Genomic DNA, 20,838 nt, shown 5'->3' on the forward strand with positions numbered 1-20,838 from the left:
TTACGAAGTATTCTTTGCTTCATCAGACCCCGTTGCATTTCATTCTTGAATTGGCGAGTTGAGCGATTTCGGTTTAATAAAACCTAGCTGCTTTATATTCCTTTACATACTTTATCTTTTTCACGCCTACCTACTTTCCATGGGGTATTCCATCATCAGTTACCTAACTCTGTTCGCCAGATTTCATACGCGCGATCGCAGCCATAAAGCGAAGTTCGTCGTAGCTGTACGCACCTTCTAAATGTTCAAAAACTGGTTTGAGGGAGGTCATGCCAAGTTTAGCGATCGCATCGCGAATGGTGGCTTGACGTGGAGGGGAAATGAGGCGATCGGGGTCGATCGCATGTCCTAGATTGACTGCTTCCGATAGATGCGCCCATATCGTACTGGGTTTGAGGTTGCGATCGCGGGCGATCACTTCGATATCTAAGCCGCGATCGAACAGCGCTAAGGTTTCCAATTGAGTAGTCGAAAATTTATTTCGCGGACTGGGAATACTAGCTTGCTCGTATTCGAGAATCGCCGCTACAAAAATTTCGCCATACTGTTCCAGTTTGCGCGTACCGACGCCAGATAGCTTGCTAAATGCCTCTAGGGTAGTGGGGCGATCTTTTGCCATTGTCCGAATCGTCGAGTCATGAAAAATAATATAGGGAGGGACATTTTGTTCTCTGGCGAGTCGTTTACGCAGGGCAAGTAGCCGATCGTAAAGCAGTTCGGCATCTCTCGTGAATTCGCGTTCCGAGCGATCGGAACGCTCGGAGGAACTTGGATCTGAGGAAGTGGTGCTTTCTGCTTTGGGTTCTAGAGCAAGCATGACGGAACGTTGTTTGCGCATCACTTCCCAACTCAATGGGTTGAGCTTGAGAATGGCAAAGCCGTCCGTGGTTTGATCGAGCAAGCCTTGATGGATCAGCGATCGCGCCAGTTGTTTCCAGTCATCGGCACTGCGATCCTTGCCAATGCCATAGGTAGAGAGCTTCTCGTGATCGTGCTGTAAAATCTTCTCCTTGCGCGAACCCCTCAGCACATCAATGATGTGGGTCATGCCAAACTTTTCTTGGGTACGCGCCACACAGGAGAGAAACTTCTGTGCTTCGATCGTCCAATCTTTGAGCGGTCTTGGAGATCGGCAGTTATCGCATCGATCGCAATTCCCCGTGTGGGTTTCACCAAAATAACGCAATAAAATCGTGCGGCGACATTCCAATCCTTCGGCATAGTCGAGGGTTTGGCGCAATTGCTGATGGGCGATGCGTTGTTCGGCTTCCAGAGGTTCGCCCGACTGCGGATCGACTTTTTGGGCAATCAGATATTTGACGGTTTCAATGTCGCGATACCCAAAAAATAGCGTACAGCGTGAGGGTTCGCCATCTCTACCCGCTCGTCCCGATTCTTGGTAATAGCCCTCAATCGTGCGCGGTAGGTCGTAATGAATTACAAAACGAACGTCAGGCTTGTTAATGCCCATGCCAAAGGCGATCGTGGCAACCATAATCCTTGCATCATCGCGAATCCAACGAATTTGATTAGCTTCGCGATCGCTGGCGTTCATCCCCGCGTGGTAGGGAATCGCATCGATTCCATCTTCTTGGAGCCTCTGGGCAATTTCATCGACTCGCTTGCGGCTGAGGCAATAAACGATGCCCGCACCAGATTGAAGGCGAACCTGCTGCAAGAGTTTGGCGTAGGTATCGCGCTCGCTTTTTTTCTCCAAGACTTCGTAGTACAAATTGGGGCGATCGAAGCTGGCAAGATGCACAAAGGGCTGGCGCAGTTGCAGTTGGTTAGAAATATCCTGCCGCACCCGATCGGTGGCGGTGGCAGTCAGGGCGATCGCAGGAACATGGGGATAGCGATCGCGCAACTGGGCTAGCTGACGATATTCTGGACGGAAATCATGCCCCCATTCCGATACGCAGTGGGCTTCGTCGATCGCAAAGCCGGCAATGCCGACGCGATCGCGCACCACGTCGAGGAACTGTAAAAATCGTTCTGAAAACAGGCGTTCTGGTGCAACATAGACGAGTTTGGTGCGACCTTCTAAAATCGATTGCGATCGCGTTGCCACCTCGTTCTGTGCGATGCTGCTGTTGAGAAATGTAGCGGCAATGCCGTTCTCTTGCAAGGCTGCCACCTGATCTTGCATCAAGGCAATCAGCGGCGAAACCACGATTGTAATCCCCGTTTGGATGAGGGCAGGCAACTGGAAGCAAATCGACTTACCACCTCCCGTGGGCATAATCGCGATCGTATCTCTTCCCGCTAGCACGGCTTCAATGATTTCGCGTTGCCCGAGGCGAAAGTTGTCATACCCAAAATACTGCTTGAGCGATTTACTGAGATTATCCATGCTTGTCAGTATTGAGTTCCTTTACCTAGCGTAATACCTAGCGTAATTTTGCCACAGATTGATTTGCGATTAGCTTTTTTTGCGTAGCGAGATCGATCGCCGTAATCAGCAATTCCCTTTGTTCGCTAATTTCAAACAGAACCTGTAAGCGATCGCTGCCTGGCTGTCCTAGGGGGTCTAGTCGTGCGATTGCTTGAGGAGCCTCGTTCTCACCCAAGGCAAGAAATACTTCCGAAGCTGCAGACTCGATTTTTGTGACGAGGCGATCGCCATCAAAAATGATTTCTGCCGATCCAGATACCCGTTTTTCTAATTCGCCAATCACCAGCTCAATCGACTCCTGATCGGGTTGAGAGGCACGCAAGAAAATTTCGTAGGGATAGCGCGTTGGGTAGGTTTGCCCCCTCAAGAATAATGGTTGGTATTGCCATTGCTCCAATTGGCGATCCCAATAGCGAATCGCATAGGAATGGAAGAGGTGATCTTGGACTTTTGTACCATGATTTAGCATTAATGCACCATGAGCCACGGCTTCAAAAGGTTTGTCTGTATGGAGGGTCGCTAGGGGGAAATTACGAGCAATTACGGCTCGCACCGAAGGGATTAATGTGGAACCACCCACAAGCAAAATATGCTTGATTTCGCCTTTGAGAATTCCCTTGCTAAAAGCTCGTTTCACCAACTCATCGATCGCTACTTGCAGGACTTGATAGAAACCTCGCTTTTTGAGGATTTCCTCTAGCTGCGATCGCGTATACAGGATGTCATGGATTTCCTGCTTCTCGATATCAAAAAACACCTCAGAAGCCGAATCTTCCGTCGAAAGTCCGATTTTCACCCTTTCCATCAGTGAGAGTAGCAAATGGGAGTTCCTCGAAGCACCCTCGATTTCGTGGTTGCTCAAATAATCTTCCAAGAGCCAGCGATTGATATCTTCGCCACCCAAAACCTGACCCGTCTTGGCAATCACCTCGACTTTACGATCCGACGACAGTTCGCGATCGCCTGATTGGGAAGAGTCTGAGTCAACTTTCCCAAGATATTCACCCCATTCCGACAGATTCTCTGTACGCGGAGTTCGTACTAGGGCTAGGTCTAAAGTTCCGCCACCAAAGTCAATCACCAACACGAGAGAATTTGGCTGTGCGATCGCATAGCCTAAAGCAGCAGCAGTAGGCTCGTCCAGTAGGCGCACTTGTAAATTGCCACTTGGATGGGGCTGAGCAGCCGAAAACTCGCTCATGCAATTTTCTAGCCAGCGCAAATAACGTTCGTAGGACTGCACGGGTACGGTAAAAATCACTTCCGTCAGTGGAATCTGCTGCGATCGCAAACAGCTAAAAATTCGATCTAAAAATAGCTGCCCGACAAATTCTGGAGTTACCTTTACGCCATCTAATTCTGGGATATAGCCCGTTGCAGTCGATAATCGCCGCTTAAGTTGGTCAAAGAAACGTGGATTTTCGATATCCTTGCCGCGATTAATCACAATCTGCCCGATCTCAGCATGACCCTGCATCGCATCTTGCAAATACACTAAAGATGGAATCAAAAAATCATGAGGTTGGGTGCGACTCAGATCGGGAATCCGCAGGGTCTCGGGCTGATTGCTCACCACATTCCATCGCGCGATCGCTGTGTTACTGCTACCAAAATCAATTGCGATCGCACCCATGACTCAATCCCTCTTCTTATTCGGTCTATAAAGCTTATCTAGATTTGGTTTCAGTAAAAATCCACGTACTGCTGGTTTCATCCCAAGTCATGGTAATTCGCAAAGTCTCAGGAAAAACGCCACCGCTTTTTTTGTAGTATGCCAAATCTGCATCCACAATTGCGGAGTTAGAAGTTTGCTTAACGACTCGAACCTTGTCAATGCTTACCTTGTCAATTTGCTTCCACCAATCTAAAAAGCTATCATTTCCTTTGGCTGTATTGACTTGGAACTGTGGTGACAGACGCTTCCATGCTAAATCGTACTTGCGTTCGTTAATTAGACCGTAATAATCTCTTACACCCTGTTCTGGTGATATGCTAGCTACGGCTGTGGGTTTGGGCTTAGGAATGACATCCGCCGCAGTAACTCTCTGGATAGAAGCATTAGCATCCTTGCTGGCAAAGGCGCAATAGGCATCAGGGTTCTTTTGACCGTAGATTTTTAACTGGACAATGCAGCGGTCTATATTATCGAAGCGCTCGATATAAACTTGGAAAGATTTTTTGTCTCCTAGGTTGGGATAGTCAGTCAGCAAAAAAGAATCGGCTTGATTGTAGCCCTTATCTCGCAGGGATTTTACTTGACTTTCGGCTCTAGGCTTTTCTTGAAACGCTGAATCAGCTAGAAAGAAGAAGGAATCAGGTTGTGGATTGGATGGGACGGATTGTGTGGGATTGGCCGTGCTAGTAACATTATTCTGCCCAAACTTTACGTTCTTTGCAATAAAAACCCCTAACGCTCCAAGCCCACCAATGGATAGAATCACTAAAATAGTGGCTATGCCTGATCGCTTAGAACTTCGTCTTCTACCTAAGGATGGTACTAGGGTCGCTCCGTTTTCTGCCGCTAAAGTTCCACGAAATTGTTTTTGTGCTTCCGAATTTGGCAGTTGGGAAGGAATGCGATTCCCTTGGGCAGCGATCGCCACCGTAGGCAGAGTCGAAGCCGCCATCATTGCCGTGCGATCGTCCGATTGCAACGCACTCAGCATTTCTTTGGCACTGGTAAAGCGATCGCGAGGATGAAACTGAATGGCGCGATCGATGGTGGCTTTTAAGCCAAGACTAACCTGAGATGCATACTCATGCCAACACACTTCACCTGTATGGGTATCTGTTCCTAGCTCTTGAGGAAGTTTACCCGTCAGCATATAAATTGCCGTCAGACCTAAGCTATAAATATCGCTAGCAAAGAAAGGTCTTCCTGCTGCCTGTTCCGATGCCATAAACCCAGGGGTGCCAATGATGATCGAGCTAACCACCTGTTTGGGATTGATCCCCGTACTCACTGTTTCCTTAACCGCACCAAAATCAATCAGAACGGGATGGCGATCGGATGCTCGCAGAATAATATTGTCGGGTTTAATATCGCGATGGATAATGCCCTTACCATGCACGTAGTCTAGAATTTGCAGAATACTAGCCAGTATAGTCTTTACGGTCGCCTCATCTAATTCACCTTCAGACTTCAACTTGGCAGTCAGTGTTTGTCCGTCAATCCATTCTTGCACGAGGTAGAACTTGCCGTTTTCCGTAAAGCTGGCATAAAGTTTTGGGATGTAGAGATGTAGTTCGCCCAGATCCTCTAAAATCGCCGCCTCTCTTTGAAACCGATCCTGTAAAAGCTTATACATTTTTGGATCGTCGGCGATCGGCTTTAACTGCTTAATCACGCAACGGCGATTTGACGGCATCTTGGTATCTTCAGCCAAAAATGTCTCACCAAAGCCACCCCCTCCCAGTACCTGTAGTACGCGATAGCGATTGTCTAATAGGGTTGACATCATAGAGATAAATTTGAGACGAACTTACTGACTTTATCTATATTAACTGCCATCTATAGCTCCCGATGAATTCAATACGATCGCAACGCTCAATAGTTGTAAAACTCTACGGTGAGTTCCCTATCCAGAAAGGATCTGAGGACACCTGCATGCATATATTGGGGCATTTGTAATTTCAACTTTTGTTATGTTTTATGCCTAGATGCTAACATCGTAGGTGAGTTTTTTTACTTATTACAAGTGTGAGGAGATCGATCATGACATTTAAATCATTACGCTTGAAACATACAGCGATCGCAGCTTTATCGGTGTTGTCGGGAAGCATTGCGCTTGCCGCCTGTACCCCTACAGCACCTGTGGAAAAAACAAGTCCTGTGGCTACTTCTACCGCCACAGCCTCAGCTACCCCCAAAGCCCCCACAACTTCAGCTACGCCTACAGCCTCAGCTAGCCCCAAAGCAACGGACTCTAGCGATAAATTTGCTAAGGTTACTATCGATCAGCTTGAGCCCTACAAACACAAATCTGGGGTTTTTGAGATGCAAGTACCCAAGGGCTGGAAAGAAGCTGATTCCAGCAAAGCAGGTGAAGTCATCGTACTTTGGACCGATCCTACAGGCAATGCTTTGATTGCAGCTGATATCTTTACCCCACCTAATGATGTTCCTGTAGATAAGCTCCCTGAAGTCCTAGAAACCGTTGTCAAAGGTCTGTTTGGCTCTCAGCCTGATTTTGAGATGGGTAAGCCTATGCCTCAACCCGATGGCAGCGTCCAGATCGTTTTCAGTGCAACCGCTTCATCCCAAGGTCTCAAGGCAAAACTGCAAGGCAATAGCTTTATCGAGAAAAAAGGTGACAAGCTCTCAATTCTCACATTTGGTTCTTTGGAATCCCAGTTTGATGGGCTCAAAGATTCCTTCACCAAGATTGCGAACAGCCAAAAAGTTAGCACTGACGTTAAAGTTCCTTAATCCCAGTTCTTAAAACCTTTGGGAATGCTCTCTTTGTTTAGCTTTAAGTTGGGAGAGCATTCCTTCTAAAAGCATTTGTTAAGTTTAGGTCAGTGAATTTAAAATGAATCATTTTAGGATGGGTTAGCGATCGCGTAACCTTTCCTACTAAAGGATTTGATGCGTTACGGTTGCGCCTAACCCATCCTGCGTTTAGTTATCCCGACCCACTTCATCGATCTTCTGCTTAAAAATAAACCGAATTTAAAAATTGCTATTGAAAAGCTTGAGTTGTCAAAATGCGACTGAGATACCTGATTGCTTCAATATTGTCTGCCAATGCGATCGTTGCTGGCTGCACACCGTCAGTTCCCAAAGAAACTTCATCTCCCACAACTTTATCTAGTTCTGAAATTGTCAAGCCCAATGACTCTAAGAAAGATGGCATTAAAGCGGTAGGTAAACCTACTGAGACCAAATCATCTCAAGACTCAGCCCAAAAGTTTCAAGAAGTTAAGATCGATGGGCTAAAAACCTATAAACATAGCTCTGGACTTTTTCAAATCGATATTCCGAACGGTTGGAGTCCCACAGATTCAAGCAAACCTGGTGAAGTGATTCTAGTGTGGTTCGATCCTACGCAAAATGCTTTGATTGCAGTAGATATCTTTAAGGTTCCTGAAGGTGGGTCACCTGACAAGTTACCTGAGTTGCTCCAGACCTTTCTCAAGGCGACGTTTGGCAGTAAACCTGGCTTCTCTATGGAAAATCCCACACCGCAGCCTGATGGTAGTGTCCAAATTATCTGGGGCTTTGATGAGACTGTAAAAGGGGTAACTGCTAGAATTCAAGGAAATAGCTTTATTTCAAAACAAGGAGATAAAGCCTCTTTATTGACCACGGGAGCCATTGAGGCACAATTCCCAACTTTACAAGATTCGTTTAACAAGATTGTGAACAGCTTTAAAGTCGATCCTGCCACAAAAATTCCTTAGTCCCCAAGTTCATTGCTTTGGCGGGGTTGCTTGTCACCGCATCATCGCTTGTGCCAAAATTGGTTTACTACACTCGACGATCGCCTTGTCATACTGACCAGATCAACATACCAACCTAAAATTATGCTCGTTGGCACAACCCTGAGAAATCGCTACGCCATTACAGAAGTATTGGGCAGTGGGGGATTTGGTGACACCTACCTTGCGGTAGACAGAGATTTACCCGGAAGCCCCAAATGTGTGGTTAAACAGTTAAAGCCTAAAGATACATCGCCTGGCGTTTTACCAGTAGCGAAAAATTTGTTTGAGCGCGAGGCAGAATATTTATACAAACTAGGGAATGCCCATCCTCAGATTCCAGATTTGTTTGCACACTTTGAAGAAGGGGGCGGTTTTTATTTAGTCGAAGAGTTTGTTGATGGTCATAACTTGTCCGTAGAGATTCAGGCAGGCATAAAGCTACCTGAATATGAAGTAACTAATCTTTTGCTGGAAATTCTCGATGTTTTGGCATTTGTGCATCAAAATAATGTGATTCACCGTGATATCAAGCTGCAAAACTTAATGCGTCGAAACCGAGACAGAAGGATTGTTTTAATCGATTTTGGCGCAGTTAAAGATGTCAGCATTTTGGGTGTTGACTCGCAGGGGCAAACCAATGTTACGGTCAGCATCGGCTCCCCAGGTTACATGCCCAGCGAACAAGCTAAGGGAAAGCCTAGACTAAGCAGTGATGTCTATGCCGTGGGCATGATTGGAATTCAAGCTCTTACAGGACTTCAACCCGAACAACTGCCTGAAGATCCGAATACGGGTGAAATTGTTTGGCGCGATCGCGCCCAAGTCAGTGATGCGCTCGCAGATGTTTTACAGACCATGGTGCATTATCACTTTAGCCAACGCTATAAGTCAGCCATTGAGGCATTACAGGCGCTCAAAGCGATCGCGACTCCCATTGCCAATACACCTGCAACCCATAGCGATCCCACAGTGGTTTCTAGTGGAACCAATCCAGCGATCGCATCCCCCGCGCGTCCAACTACACCAGGATCGGCTTCATCTGCCCCTGCAACCATTATTTCTTCTACTTCGCCTCAAAATGAGCCACCAGCTAACTATCAACCCAATCCCCTACCCCATTCTCAGCAAAATACCGTACCCGTAACCCCTCAATCGTTTTATCCGCCAAATCCTCAACCTTCCACTTCCCAACCAAGTTCTCAATCCTCTCCTTCAAATCCCTCAGTAATCTTAGGAGCCTTGATTGGAGCAGGTGTTGTCGTTCTTGGTGTCATAGGACTTTTTGTCGTCCCTAAATTATTACCAAATTCTGGTCAATCCGTACAAACTACAAATCGGAATGAGAATTCTGATTCTCAGAAAAACCCCGTAAATATTGATACCTCCCCAACTCCTGAAGTATCATCCACACCTGAGCCAACAACAGAAGCAAATGCAGGGAACGATTCCTCTAAGAAGTTCCAACAGGTGCAAATTACTTCTTTCGACACCTTTAAACATAGCTCAGGCTTGTTTGAGCTTGCTATACCAACGGGATGGACACCTACAGATACAAGTAAACCGGGGGAAGTCATTGTTGTTTGGTTTGACCCCACCCAAAACGCGCTTGTTGCCGTTGATATCTTTAAAGCTCCTCCCGACTCAGCCCCTGAGAAATTGACTGAGCTTCTTCAAACCTTCTTAAAGAATACCTTTGGTTCTAAACCAGGTTTCTCGCTGGATGCACCAATCTCTCAACCTGATGGCAGTATTGAAATCGTTTGGGGATTTGATGAGACGATTAAAGGCGCTACGGCAAGAATTCAGGGAAATAGCTTTATCTGGAAAAAAGATGACAAAGTTACCCTTTTGACGACTGGGGTCTTGGCGGAGCAGTTCCCTCGTTTAAAAACTTCTATTAACAAAATTATCAATAGCTTCAAACTCAACACGAATGTTAAGATTCCTTAGTTTTATGCCCAGCGTATTTTGTGATGACAACTATGATTCCAAGCACTGATTGGATTGCGAACCTTAAATATGATGCCAATGGTTTGATTCCTGCGATCGCGCAGGATTATCAAGATGGGGCTGTGCTGATGATGGCATGGATGAACCGCGAATCGATCGCTTTAACTGTTGCTACGGGAGAAGCCCACTATTGGAGTCGCTCTCGTTCTGAACTTTGGCACAAAGGCGCAACGTCGGGTCATATTCAGAAAGTGAAACAGCTATTTTATGACTGTGATGCCGATACACTCCTGATCAAAATCGAGCAAGTAGGGAATATTGCTTGTCACACTGGTGCTAGAAGTTGCTTTTTTAAAGAAGTAGAATTGGCGGAAACTTGAGCAGTTGGGGTAAATTCACCACGGGTTCCCTACACTACTCTGAAACATTTTGTAGTAAACAAAAAGCACCCGTACTTTAAGGATCCTATACGGGTGCTTGATTAGGTGTGTGAGGAGTCCTTCATTAATAATAGAGTTGATGCCTAATAAGAGAATCTATCGGTAGTCACCTTTGCCCGATATAACGATCTATCTTAAGTCACGGTTTCTCAGTATACCCTTTGGCAACAGCCTTGCGATCGCTGTTTTGAGTTACTCACCGACAAAACCACTAATTTCTACAACAACGGTTTTAAGAGAAATTCTGGCTTTGTAGTTTAAAGGTCTATGGGTATCAATTTTGTGTTTGCTTTGACTGTAGTTTACAGATTCTACAAGTTGGTTTGAGCGATTCCAGACCCATAGATTTTTGCGATTAAAATAGACGAGAACTTCTCCACATGCACTCAAAAATTGTCCCCCTTGAATTTGCAGGTCGCAACGTTGGGTTTGTGTCGTAATCGAAGCAGTTCCCCAGTCAACAAAGAAAAGATCGGGGGAGGGCTCGGCTGGTTTATCTTTTAGGATTTTGCCCGTATTGCGATCGAGCACGAAGACCCCACTACTATCTGCGACAAAAATTTCGCTGTCTGTAAAGACTGTGCCCAACAAAAATGGAAATCCATTGTAAGAATGAATATCTACAGGTTTTTTATAACTCTGTTCGATCGCTTTTTGGGTCAACCATTTGGGTAAAGAGCTTGTCCAAACAATTTTTCCCTGCTTTCGGTAACTAACACTTGCCAAATAATAATTAAAATAATCGCCCTCTTGTTGCGTTGTTACGTTCCATTCTAAAGATGATGCTTCTGCGATCGCGTTACTAAGCATTAAAGATGGTTTTGGTAACGGCTCTATCATTTTTCCTGTCAGTAATGAACTGCCTAGAACTGGAGATGCTGCGATAGACAAAAACAAGGCAAAGATTCCCCCAAAGACAACCTGATTTCGACGATTCCGAGTGAGTGGGTGATTCGGTCGCAATAAATTTAGGGAAGAGTTTTGAAAGCTTAGCATTGTCTGTAAGAGGTTTTAGCGATCGGGTTTTTCTCTAACCATCCTATGCCCAAATCCGCAAGCAATGCCATCAAAGCCGAAGGCACTGCCCCCGCCAAGATGAGGGAATTATCTACTGTGGCAAGTCCGCGAAAGATAAACTGCCCTAAGCCTCCTGCGCCAAATCCCCCTGCGATCGCTGCGACACCCACGCAAATCACGATCGCTACCCGTACCCCTGTTAAAATCGTACTCATGGCTAGAGGCAACTCCACTTGCATCAGTAGCTGCCACTTGGTCATACCCATGCCTTCGCCCACTTCCAAAATTGATTTGTCGATCGCCGAAATTCCCACATAGGTATTTTGCATAATCGGTAGCAATGCATAGAGCACGAGAGCAATAATCACCGATCGCACCCCAATTCCCAAAGGAATTAGAAATCCTAAAAGGGCTAAGCCCGGAATTGTTTGAATGATATTCGCCGTTCCGATCGCGATTGCTCTGAAACTTGGATGCCTAACTGCTAAAATGCCCAAGGGAATACCGATAAGGATAGCAATACCGCAAGCGATCGTCACCAGCATAAGGTGTTCCCAACTTCGCTGGACGATTTCTGCACCGTATCTTGAGAAGAATTCACTCAGATTCATAATTCTCTATATTAGAGTTTCTAACGTATAAACATATTTCATTTAGACTAAGAAGTTTTAATCTTCCTTCCCTAGCTATTTTCAGCTTTTTTGATGCAGTCTTCTAGTTCTTGATAGAGTCGCAGAGTATTTGCAGATTGCGATCGCTGTGAGAATACTTTTTCTTTGGGCATTTTTCGGTAGTGTTACAAAAGTTAGGGCAACAATATCAAGTAATAGACCCCGTAATTGGATAGCCTGAGACATAGTCTTCTCCTTAATCTTGCTTAATCAAAACTTCTCTTGTAAAGCAGCGATCGCTCATAAATTTCCCTTTAAATCCCTGCTTGTTGGAATACTTGTAATGCAGTCAGTTCCAGATTAGCAAACATCCAATCGGTTAGTGGCGTTGAGCCTGTATAGGTTTGGGGTGGGCGATCGCCAAAAAACACCGTAATACTGCGCGACACAGGATCGACAATCCATACCCGATCTACTCCTGCATTGAGATAATCCGCAGCTTTCTCGATAAACTGCTTAAACGCCTGTCCCTCAGACATAATCTCGATCGCCAACTCAGGCGGTACTGGGCAAGCTTCATTCCCCACATCGGGCGGCAATCGATTCGCAGAAATATAGGTCAAATCTGGAACGGGACACCAATCTTCGCCATTTCGCTGCAATGCGATCGCCCATTCAGGATAAACAAAACCATCGCCTGCACACCAAGCCCGTAAGATTGCCAGCAATTCAGCCTGAAGCGAAGCGTGAAATCTTTTGGGTGACATTTTGGGTACTGCCTCTCCGTTAATCAGTTCGCAAGTAACGTCTCCTTCGGGAAGTGCCAGAAATTCTTGAAGGGTTAATTTTGTAATGGTTTGAGTCATCATGCCTCCTCAGTCTTGCTGAAGTAGTTACCTTGCGCAGCGCTCGAATACACCCAGATTATCACTTTTGTGAGAAGTTCACCCCGCCCAATAAAAACTCCCCCCTACAAAAAGTAGGCTGGGGAGAACTCACTTCCCTTTCGCAAGGGGGATGCCCTATCGGGCAGGGGGATCAAACCCCTCGCTTCCAGTAAGTCGGCTTGCTTTGTTCCGAAATCCTTAACCCGAACTGATATTGCCTAAGAATTTGCCAAGCCTTGTTGATAGGCAACCTGCTGAACTGCCGATGCCACCACCTTAGAGACCCTCGGATCGAATACCGAAGGGATGATGAAATCAGGAGCCAGTTCGCTACTGCTGACTAAAGAGGCGATCGCTTGGGCAGCCGCCAGATTCATCTCAGTGCTAATGCGTTTGACTCGGGCATCCAACGCACCTCTAAAGATACCGGGGAACGCCAAGACATTATTGATTTGGTTGGCATAGTCGCTGCGTCCCGTTGCCATCACTGCCACATCATTTTCCACCAGTTCGGGTTGAATTTCAGGTGTGGGGTTTGCCATCGCAAAGACAATGCGATCTTCAGCCATGCTGCGAACCATTTCAGGCGAAAGGGCTTTCGCGACGCTCAGACCGACAAACACATCGGCTCCCTTGATGGTTTCCGCAAGGCTGCCTACTTTTTCGCTAGCAAATTCCAGCTTCTCAGGCGATAGATTAGGACGATCGGTAGAAATACACCCTTGGGAATCGCACATTTGAATGTTTGCCGCACCTGCCTTGCGGAGAAGCCTTGCCACAGCAATTCCCGAAGCACCCGCTCCATTCATCACAATGCGAACCTTCTCAATCGGCTTGTTGACGACCTTAAGCGCGTTGAGCATTGCTGCCACTACCACGATCGCAGTTCCATGCTGATCGTCATGAAACACAGGAATGTCTAGTTCTTCACGCAGGCGTTTTTCGACTTCAAAGCAGCGCGGCGCACTGATGTCTTCTAAATTGACACCACCGAATGTGGGCGCGAGAAATTTCACGGTTTGGACAATTTCATCGACGTCTTGGGTAGCGAGGCAAATGGGAAAGGCATCTAGGTCAGCGAATTGTTTAAACAGCATCGCTTTACCTTCCATGACGGGCATGGCAGCTTCGGGACCAATATTGCCAAGACCTAACACGGCACTACCATCGGTGACAACGGCGATCGTATTGCACTTAATCGTATAGTCATAGGCTTTGCTCTTGTCCGCCGCGATCGCCATGCAAATTCTGCCCACACCGGGAGTATAGACCATTGCTAGATCGTCTTGTCCCTTGACTGGAATTTTAGAGTGAATGCTGATTTTGCCACCTTGGTGGAGATTAAACGTGCGATCGTGCACGTCAATAAATCGAACATCCTGAATTTCCTTAACCACCTTGACGAGTTCTTCTTCGTGCTCGGAACTGTAGGCGTTTACCGTAATGTCACGCACAGAAATTTTACGCGTTTGCTGAATCAGATCGATTTGACCAAGATTCCCCCCGGCATCGGCTAAGGCTTTGATCACTGAAGACAACATTCCTGCTCGGTTGGGCAGTTGCACTCTGATAGTAAGACTAAAACTGGGGTTGGGGGTAAGTTGTTGCATTAGAAATTGTGTACGTTTGAGAGTAGTTTCCGTTGATATAACAATCCGAATTAATTCATAAGAACTGATGTGGGTTAGGCTTCTTGCCTGACCTTGGACAACCAACTATCCCACAGTTTACAACTAAGTTAGGATTGTTGCTTGTTTGCGCTGAGCCTAAAATACACCATGTCCGCTTAGGATAGGCGTTACAAAAATAACCATACCTCCATCTTTTTTGCCATCTTTTTGCATAGGTAATCTCTCTGTATGAATTGCTTTTGCTGTAAGATTTATCGGTGCGAATACTTTTTATGAATACCCATAGGAAGCGAAGCAAATGGAGCCAGTCCTTCTTTTTCTTGATATTGATGGGGTCGTTAACACAAGTGTCAATTCGCGATCGCAACTTCTTGGCACATACCAAGGTAGGGATTTATATGGCAGTCCATCATCGATGGTGAAGCCTTTCCTAAGTGCAGTGGATCGAGCAAAGCATATCAAACCCATTTGGATGTCTTCAGGTTGGCGAGAACATTCCAATGTCTGGAATCGGTGGGCTGGCATAGCTCCTTGGACGGTGGGCTATCCTATCTCTTTTGAAAAGGGTCGGTATATAACAGGAAAGTACGGCAAACAATTGACACTCGATGAATTAGAAGATGGCAAAACCATCTCGGTTCTTTATCATGCTGGGAACGCTTCCAAAATTATATGGATTGAAGATGGATTCCCAGAATCTGCCCTTACTTGGGCTAAATTTGATACGCGAGTCCATTTAATTAATACTATCCATCCTTCCGATCCGTTATCGCTGGGAATTCAATCTTGGAATATCGATTCAATCTTAAATGCTTTAGGTATCGCGCTGGCTGACTAGAAGTGATGCCCAATCGCAAACCAATAGGCAATCTTCAAATGTGGGCCTACAAGCAATTCACCAAAACAGGCGAACTTATTGGCTATATACCGAACAAATCACTAAGAATTCCTGAAAAGAATCTGGGAGTGAAATTTACCAGCGCGATCGCTTCATCTAACTGGTCATATCTTAACAAACAGTAAAATTAGTTTGGAAATATTATCTGACAAGCCTTTGGCACGGTGAGAGAGGCGCGACCGCGATCGGGATAAGACAGCGATCGTTGATAGGAAACAAAATCAGATTAAATTTCTATTGAGGTTTTGTAAAAACGATCACATTCTCAAATAGACTCTGTAAATATTCATACCGCTGTTCATCTGGCTGTTTGTTGATACTGTTAACCCTCTGCAATGAATAGCTGTCATGTCTATGCAGTCACCCTCGCAATACTAAAAACTGTCCAAAGTATTGGTTATGGATTTATGGATTAAGGAGAATTCATGTCAAGCACGATTGAAAAAACAACCGAAACAAGCCAGAATGGCACCCACACCGTGAAAACCTGCCTAAAGGTAGGCATACCCAAAGAAGTAAGGGCTGGTGAGTGCCGTGTAGCCGCTACACCCGATACAGTAAAACGTTTACAGAAGCTCGGTTTTGAGGTTCTGATTGAGTCTGGAGCTGGTAAAGCTGCAAGCTTTACCGATGAGGCATTTAGCCAAGCAGGCTGTCAGATTGTGGCAGATGCTGCGACACTTTGGAGCACATCCGATATCGTGCTTAAGGTTTGCGCTCCCGATATCAACCACGATCTCGGCAAGCATGAGACCGAGTTGCTTCGAGAAGGCGGAACGCTGATTAGTTTCCTTTGGCCAGCTCAAAATCCAGACCTACTTCAGCAATTAGCTGGACGGAAAGCAACGGCACTGGCAATGGATTCCGTTCCACGTATCAGTCGCGCTCAAAAAATGGATGCCTTGAGTTCCATGGCTAACATTGCTGGCTATCGTGCCGTGATTGAAGCTGCAAATAACTTTGGGCGCTTCTTTACGGGGCAGATTACCGCCGCAGGGAAAGTTCCCCCCGCCAAGGTATTGGTCATCGGTGCTGGTGTTGCTGGTCTCGCTGCCATTGGAACGGCGAAGAGTTTAGGTGCGATCGTGCGAGCTTTTGACACGCGTCTTGCTGCTAAAGAGCAAGTAGAAAGCTTAGGGGGAGAGTTTTTAGAACTCAGCTTTAAAGAAGATGGCTCAGGAGAAGGCGGCTATGCCAAGACCATGAGTAAGGAGTTTATTGACGCAGAGATGGCATTGTTTGCTCAGCAAGCCAAGGAAGTCGATATTATTATCACTACAGCTCTGATTCCAGGTAAAAAGGCTCCACTATTGGTGACTCAAGAGGCTGTCGAGAGCATGAAACAAGGCTCGGTGGTTGTGGACATGGCTGCGGAACAGGGTGGTAACTGTGCCGTGACCAAACCCGGTGAGGTTTATGACTATAAGGGTGTCACAATCGTCGGTCTTACCGATCTAGCCAGCCGCATGGCAGCTCAATCTAGCCAACTCTATGGCACCAATCTTTGCCACCTCTTAGATGATATGGGCGGCGCTGGTAAATACAAAATCGACCTAGACAATGAAGTGGTTCGGGGTGCGTTAATTTTGCATAATGGCGAACTGACTTGGCCGAGACCCCAAGCAACTCCTGCCCCCGCAGCCCCTAAACCTGAAGTAAAGGTTGAACCAGTGGCTCAACCCGTTGCGACAACCCCAAAATCAAAAGGGTCATCAGGGCTACTTTGGCCAGTGGTGTTAGGAGCCGCCCTTGTCGGTATGGGCATTGGCGCACCTCCTTCATTCCTATCTCACCTTACGGTCTTTGTATTGGCTTGCTTTGTTGGTTGGCAAATTATTTGGAACGTAAAGCCTGCTTTACATACACCTCTGATGAGCGTTACCAATGCGATTAGCGGCATCATCATTATCGGTGGCATGCTCCAGATTTCTGGGGAACTAACCTCGCCTACTACAATTCTCGGTGCGATCGCCATTCTCGTGGGAACCATCAATATCTCTGGTGGCTTTTTGGTTACCCAACGCATGCTCAAGATGTTCCAGAAATAAAGCCAAATATTTAAGTAGAAATTAGAAACTATGTCATATAACTTGCTCACCGTTGCATATATTGCCGCGAGTGCTTTATTTATTCTCAGTTTGGGTGGACTGGCCAATCAGGCGACTGCCCGCAAAGGCAACCTGTTTGGCATTATTGGGATGGCGATCGCCATTGTCGCGACGGCCTTAAGTCCAGCCGTTAGTTCCTATGGAACCTTGGCAGCCGTGGTTTTGCCCGGTGTGGCGATCGGTGCTTTGGTGGCAGCGAGGGTAGAAATGACCTCCATGCCCGAACTCGTGGCGATTTTGCATAGTTTTGTCGGAGCCGCCGCAGTTTTGGTCGGTCTAGCTAGCTATTTAGAGCCCTCATCTTCCCTAACTGGCGTAGAAGCCACCATCCATCAGATTGAAATTTTCGTAGGCGTATTTATCGGGGCTGTCACCTTCACAGGCTCAATTATTGCCTTTGGCAAACTACGCACGATCATCGGGAGTAAGCCCTTAATGCTCCCCGGACGGCATTTGCTCAATATCGGCATGCTGGTGGCAACCCTATGGCTGGGTGTTCAGTTTATGGGCGGTGAAGTTCTTACAGGACTGCAATCGCTTCTGATTATGACTGCGATCGCTTCGGTACTGGGCGTTCACTTGGTCATGGCGATCGGCGGTGCAGATATGCCCGTTGTCATCTCCATGCTGAATAGCTACTCTGGTTGGGCGGCAGCGGCAGCAGGCTTTATGCTCTCTAACGACTTGTTGATTATTACAGGTGCGTTGGTGGGAAGCAGTGGTGCCATTCTGAGCTACATCATGTGTAAAGCGATGAACCGTTCGTTTATCAGCGTTATTCTGGGTGGATTTGGTACGGGTACGAGTAAAGCCCCAACGGCGGCAGGGCCAACTGGTGACGTGGTTCCGACCTCGGTTGACGAAACCGTCGAACTTCTGAACGAAGCGAAGAGCGTGATTATTGTACCTGGTTATGGTATGGCTGTAGCTCAGGCGCAGCATCCTGTTTCGGAAATCACCAAGATTTTACGCGATCGCAATATCGAAGTTCGTTTTGGTATCCATCCAGTTGCAGGTCGCCTGCCCGGTCACATGAATGTGTTGCTAGCGGAAGCGAATGTTCCCTATGACATCGTTTTGGAAATGGACGAAATTAACGAAGATTTCCCAAAGACCGATATCGTATTGGTGATTGGTGCCAATGATACGGTTAATCCCAGTGCCATGGAAGATCCATCCAGCCCGATCGCGGGTATGCCTGTCCTAGAAGTCTGGAAAGCAAAGACAGTCGTGGTGATGAAGCGCGGGATGGCAAGTGGTTATGCAGGTGTGGAAAATCCCTTGTTCTACAAGTCTAACTCCCAAATGCTATTTGGCGATGCCAAGAAAAATGTGGATGCCATTCTAAGTAGACTGATCGCTTCTAACGAAGAAGCACCCGAGAAGGTACTAGCGAAGGTTTAATTCCCTCTCGCACCCATTGCAGAGAGAGTTCGTGAACTCTCTCTGCAATGCTTTATTCCTACGAGGACGGAGTATGCAACACAATAAGCCTAATCCAGTTCTCTAAAATCCTGAAAGCCATTGTTGCGTGAGCGATCGTAACGTTAGTCTCCAGAGGAGGAATGCCTACAGGAAAAGCGAAATAAACCAAGAGAGCGTAGAAGCAAGCAAAGAATTTCAGGATTTCCTATTCCAAAATCTAGCTAGTCAGATTCAAGAGCTAAATCCTAAGCCAGATCGGCAAGATAGGCACGCCATCCCCCATAGCTGGAAATATCTCTGACATTGATAAGTCCATAGGGTTCGCAGATAAATCCTTTCACGCTTTCGTTATCCTCTAAAATCAGCGTACCAATCCCCAGAGGAGAAGGAATCTCAGCCACAAAAGAACCAAAGGCTGATTCTGACATCGCCCATACCTCAACCTCAATACTCACACCTTGTTCGAGATTAGGATCGACGCGAACCAGACCGGGTTTAGCTGGAACAGTTCCCGCCAAGGCAAATAGCTTGTAGATCGGTGCTGTATGTGTAGCTTTAACCAGTGTGGCATTGCGACTGGTGAGTTGATGATTGAGAGGTTGTCCTGTCAGATGTGCTCCCACTACAGCGACTTGGATTGCGATAGAGGAGTCTGATGGAGGATTTTGGGAATTCGTCATGGGGATTAAGGGATCTACGTTAGTTCAGATTACAGATTTTAGACTAAAAATCTGTCACTATTCAGATTTGGATTGAGCATTCATCTACGCATAAACTTGTTCAGTTCTTTGACCAATAAATACACTGTGGTAGAGGGGTTGTGATTTCCTGTCATATCTGGATCGTATCTTTCTAGAAGCTTCTTTGCATGTTGAATTGCCTTAGGTTGCTTATCCAACAACTCTTCATACATTGTTTCGCTATTTTTCTCATACTTATGTCCTAATCTCTTTTCAAGGAGTTTTGCATAATCCTCACGATGTGTTTCCGATTCATAATACTCAAAATGTAGGATGTACCAAAGTTCAAATGCATCATTGGAAAAAGCTACATGAAATTCTGATTTTTGGGCGAGAGCGATCGCGGAGTTATAATTCTGTGCATTGAAATTTTCTTTTTTGAAGTCTCGGTCAAACACACACCATACCTGATCTTCATAGCCGTCTCCAATTTTTATATCTTCATTTTTTACTAGTTCTATCGTTTCTTTTACAAGGCTGAGCGTAACGTATCCTATGCCCTTAACGATAACTTTGGGTCTTGTGGGCACAGGAAATTTTTCAAAATAGTATTTTTCAGTTTTCTCCCCTTCACAAACGATGAGAAATTTAGGAATGGGCTGTAGGCGATCGACACTTCGGTTTGAGTAACCGCGAGATGACCTACTGCTAGAGCCTTTTTTAGTTATATGCTCATCCTATCAGGTGACTTAGATCGCCAATAAATGGAACAGCACCATAGCGACCTTGAATGTAATCACTCTCAAATGATGCGTCATTCCTAACTTTATATTCTGCAAGAGAGTAAAGATGAGTTACCCCATATTTATCCTTTTCAGTAAACCAAACCTGATCCCTACGAAAGAACTTATTACTGAGCAAATTCGTGTCATGGGTCGTAAATATTAACTGGCCTTTATTTGGATTTGTCTCGTTGGAGTTAAATAAACTAATAATTTCACGAGTCATTAATGGATGTAATCTAGCATCTAATTCATCAATCAGAAAAATTTTCCCATTTTCTAGGCTATCAATAAGATGCCCTGCCATAGCAAATAGTTTGTTAGTTCCTTCAGACTCATTCAACTGCATATCGAGTCCTATAGGGATAGAAGATTCTTTCCTCTCAATATCGTAGTATTTATGAGTCGCAAGAATTGCGGTCATTTTAGGTGGATTGATATCAGATTGATTAATAGCTAACTGCTCTTGTGATAACCAATCTGGGGGAATATTGGCATCCATTCTAACGACATTGTCAAAGCCTAAGTCAATGTTTTTAAGGGCATCTCTAAAAATACAAACAAGAGTAGGAAGGGATTTGAGGAAAATG

General features: G+C 45.9%; 18 protein-coding genes. 8 read left to right on the forward strand and 10 right to left on the reverse strand.

The window, feature by feature from the left end:
* Positions 1–163: 163 nt before the first annotated feature.
* The 3 genes from recQ to V2H45_RS18975 are packed head-to-tail and all read right to left on the reverse strand — an operon-like array spanning position 164 to position 5,853.
* The gene (recQ, locus tag V2H45_RS18965; RefSeq protein ID WP_408648832.1) at positions 164–2,362 is read right to left on the reverse strand and encodes a DNA helicase RecQ; all 2,199 of its coding nucleotides are present in this window, start codon (positions 2,360–2,362) and stop codon (positions 164–166) included.
* Between the two features lie 28 nt (positions 2,363–2,390).
* A complete protein-coding gene (locus tag V2H45_RS18970; RefSeq protein WP_330485245.1) occupies positions 2,391–4,028 on the reverse strand; it encodes an Hsp70 family protein in 1,638 nt (545 codons plus the stop codon).
* Between the two features lie 34 nt (positions 4,029–4,062).
* Positions 4,063–5,853, reverse strand: coding sequence for a serine/threonine protein kinase (locus V2H45_RS18975; RefSeq protein WP_408648833.1), 1,791 nt, complete (start codon positions 5,851–5,853; stop codon positions 4,063–4,065).
* A 257-nt stretch (positions 5,854–6,110) separates the two neighbouring features.
* On the opposite strand from V2H45_RS18975, the gene V2H45_RS18980 reads away from it, so the two are divergent.
* The 4 genes from V2H45_RS18980 (at position 6,111) to hisI (ending at position 10,149) form a co-directional block, all read left to right on the forward strand.
* Positions 6,111–6,824 (forward strand): hypothetical protein, encoded by a 714-nt coding sequence (locus tag V2H45_RS18980; protein WP_330485247.1) that lies wholly within the window; start codon positions 6,111–6,113, stop codon positions 6,822–6,824.
* Between the two features lie 278 nt (positions 6,825–7,102).
* A complete protein-coding gene (locus tag V2H45_RS18985) occupies positions 7,103–7,798 on the forward strand; it encodes a PsbP-related protein (protein WP_330485248.1) in 696 nt (231 codons plus the stop codon).
* A gap of 123 nt (positions 7,799–7,921) precedes the next feature.
* The gene (locus V2H45_RS18990) at positions 7,922–9,769 is read left to right on the forward strand and encodes a protein kinase domain-containing protein (RefSeq protein WP_330485249.1); all 1,848 of its coding nucleotides are present in this window, start codon (positions 7,922–7,924) and stop codon (positions 9,767–9,769) included.
* Positions 9,770–9,801: 32 nt separating this feature from the next.
* Positions 9,802–10,149, forward strand: coding sequence for a phosphoribosyl-AMP cyclohydrolase (gene hisI, locus V2H45_RS18995; RefSeq protein ID WP_330485250.1), 348 nt, complete (start codon positions 9,802–9,804; stop codon positions 10,147–10,149).
* Between the two features lie 252 nt (positions 10,150–10,401).
* Here the strand turns inward: hisI and V2H45_RS19000 are convergent, their stop codons facing one another.
* From V2H45_RS19000 to V2H45_RS19015, 4 genes are all read right to left on the reverse strand, one after another.
* Positions 10,402–11,100 carry a hypothetical protein gene (locus V2H45_RS19000; protein WP_330485251.1) on the reverse strand — a complete coding sequence of 233 codons (699 nt, stop codon included), beginning with the start codon at positions 11,098–11,100 and terminating at the stop codon, positions 10,402–10,404.
* A gap of 98 nt (positions 11,101–11,198) precedes the next feature.
* Positions 11,199–11,837 (reverse strand): ABC transporter permease, encoded by a 639-nt coding sequence (locus V2H45_RS19005; protein ID WP_330485252.1) that lies wholly within the window; start codon positions 11,835–11,837, stop codon positions 11,199–11,201.
* 314 nt (positions 11,838–12,151) lie between these two features.
* Positions 12,152–12,703 carry a Uma2 family endonuclease gene (locus V2H45_RS19010; RefSeq protein WP_330485253.1) on the reverse strand — a complete coding sequence of 184 codons (552 nt, stop codon included), beginning with the start codon at positions 12,701–12,703 and terminating at the stop codon, positions 12,152–12,154.
* 239 nt (positions 12,704–12,942) lie between these two features.
* Positions 12,943–14,334 carry an NAD-dependent malic enzyme gene (locus V2H45_RS19015; protein WP_330485254.1) on the reverse strand — a complete coding sequence of 464 codons (1,392 nt, stop codon included), beginning with the start codon at positions 14,332–14,334 and terminating at the stop codon, positions 12,943–12,945.
* 319 nt (positions 14,335–14,653) lie between these two features.
* On the opposite strand from V2H45_RS19015, the gene V2H45_RS19020 reads away from it, so the two are divergent.
* The 4 genes from V2H45_RS19020 to pntB all read left to right on the forward strand — a co-directional run bounded on the left by V2H45_RS19020 (position 14,654) and on the right by pntB (position 18,765).
* The gene (locus tag V2H45_RS19020; protein ID WP_330485255.1) at positions 14,654–15,193 is read left to right on the forward strand and encodes an HAD domain-containing protein; all 540 of its coding nucleotides are present in this window, start codon (positions 14,654–14,656) and stop codon (positions 15,191–15,193) included.
* A 5-nt stretch (positions 15,194–15,198) separates the two neighbouring features.
* Positions 15,199–15,378 carry a hypothetical protein gene (locus V2H45_RS19025; protein ID WP_330485256.1) on the forward strand — a complete coding sequence of 60 codons (180 nt, stop codon included), beginning with the start codon at positions 15,199–15,201 and terminating at the stop codon, positions 15,376–15,378.
* A gap of 300 nt (positions 15,379–15,678) precedes the next feature.
* Complete coding sequence (gene pntA, locus V2H45_RS19030) at positions 15,679–17,301, forward strand: Re/Si-specific NAD(P)(+) transhydrogenase subunit alpha (protein WP_330485257.1); 1,623 nt, start codon at positions 15,679–15,681, stop codon at positions 17,299–17,301.
* A 30-nt stretch (positions 17,302–17,331) separates the two neighbouring features.
* On the forward strand, positions 17,332–18,765 hold the full coding sequence (gene pntB / locus V2H45_RS19035; protein ID WP_330485258.1) for a Re/Si-specific NAD(P)(+) transhydrogenase subunit beta: 1,434 nt from the start codon (positions 17,332–17,334) through the stop codon (positions 18,763–18,765).
* Between the two features lie 266 nt (positions 18,766–19,031).
* Here pntB and V2H45_RS19040 read toward each other — a convergent pair whose 3' ends face one another.
* From V2H45_RS19040 to V2H45_RS19050, 3 genes are all read right to left on the reverse strand, one after another.
* Entirely contained in the window at positions 19,032–19,466 is a 435-nt protein-coding gene (locus V2H45_RS19040; RefSeq protein ID WP_330485259.1) for an allophanate hydrolase-related protein, read from the reverse strand.
* Positions 19,467–19,546: 80 nt separating this feature from the next.
* The gene (locus tag V2H45_RS19045) at positions 19,547–20,194 is read right to left on the reverse strand and encodes an RloB family protein (RefSeq protein ID WP_330485261.1); all 648 of its coding nucleotides are present in this window, start codon (positions 20,192–20,194) and stop codon (positions 19,547–19,549) included.
* A gap of 4 nt (positions 20,195–20,198) precedes the next feature.
* On the reverse strand, positions 20,199–20,838 hold a 640-nt coding region (locus V2H45_RS19050), incomplete at its 5' end, for an AAA family ATPase (protein WP_330485260.1).

Source organism: Tumidithrix elongata BACA0141, assembly GCF_036349135.1.
Classification (GTDB): domain Bacteria; phylum Cyanobacteriota; class Cyanobacteriia; order Pseudanabaenales; family Pseudanabaenaceae; genus Tumidithrix; species Tumidithrix elongata.

What these genes read in the sequence shown, in the direction of transcription:
- V2H45_RS19005 (WP_330485252.1), bottom strand. Translation starts at nt 11,837, where the DNA reads ATGAATCTGAGTGAATTCTTCTCAAGATACGGTGCAGAAATCGTCCAG.
- V2H45_RS19040 (WP_330485259.1), bottom strand. Translation starts at nt 19,466, where the DNA reads ATGACGAATTCCCAAAATCCTCCATCAGACTCCTCTATCGCAATCCAA.
- pntA (WP_330485257.1), top strand. Translation starts at nt 15,679, where the DNA reads ATGTCAAGCACGATTGAAAAAACAACCGAAACAAGCCAGAATGGCACC.
- V2H45_RS19015 (WP_330485254.1), bottom strand. Translation starts at nt 14,334, where the DNA reads ATGCAACAACTTACCCCCAACCCCAGTTTTAGTCTTACTATCAGAGTG.
- V2H45_RS18975 (WP_408648833.1), bottom strand. Translation starts at nt 5,853, where the DNA reads ATGTCAACCCTATTAGACAATCGCTATCGCGTACTACAGGTACTGGGA.
- V2H45_RS19020 (WP_330485255.1), top strand. Translation starts at nt 14,654, where the DNA reads ATGGAGCCAGTCCTTCTTTTTCTTGATATTGATGGGGTCGTTAACACA.
- V2H45_RS19025 (WP_330485256.1), top strand. Translation starts at nt 15,199, where the DNA reads ATGCCCAATCGCAAACCAATAGGCAATCTTCAAATGTGGGCCTACAAG.
- hisI (WP_330485250.1), top strand. Translation starts at nt 9,802, where the DNA reads ATGATTCCAAGCACTGATTGGATTGCGAACCTTAAATATGATGCCAAT.
- V2H45_RS18990 (WP_330485249.1), top strand. Translation starts at nt 7,922, where the DNA reads ATGCTCGTTGGCACAACCCTGAGAAATCGCTACGCCATTACAGAAGTA.
- V2H45_RS18970 (WP_330485245.1), bottom strand. Translation starts at nt 4,028, where the DNA reads ATGGGTGCGATCGCAATTGATTTTGGTAGCAGTAACACAGCGATCGCG.
- pntB (WP_330485258.1), top strand. Translation starts at nt 17,332, where the DNA reads ATGTCATATAACTTGCTCACCGTTGCATATATTGCCGCGAGTGCTTTA.
- V2H45_RS18985 (WP_330485248.1), top strand. Translation starts at nt 7,103, where the DNA reads ATGCGACTGAGATACCTGATTGCTTCAATATTGTCTGCCAATGCGATC.
- V2H45_RS19010 (WP_330485253.1), bottom strand. Translation starts at nt 12,703, where the DNA reads ATGACTCAAACCATTACAAAATTAACCCTTCAAGAATTTCTGGCACTT.
- V2H45_RS18980 (WP_330485247.1), top strand. Translation starts at nt 6,111, where the DNA reads ATGACATTTAAATCATTACGCTTGAAACATACAGCGATCGCAGCTTTA.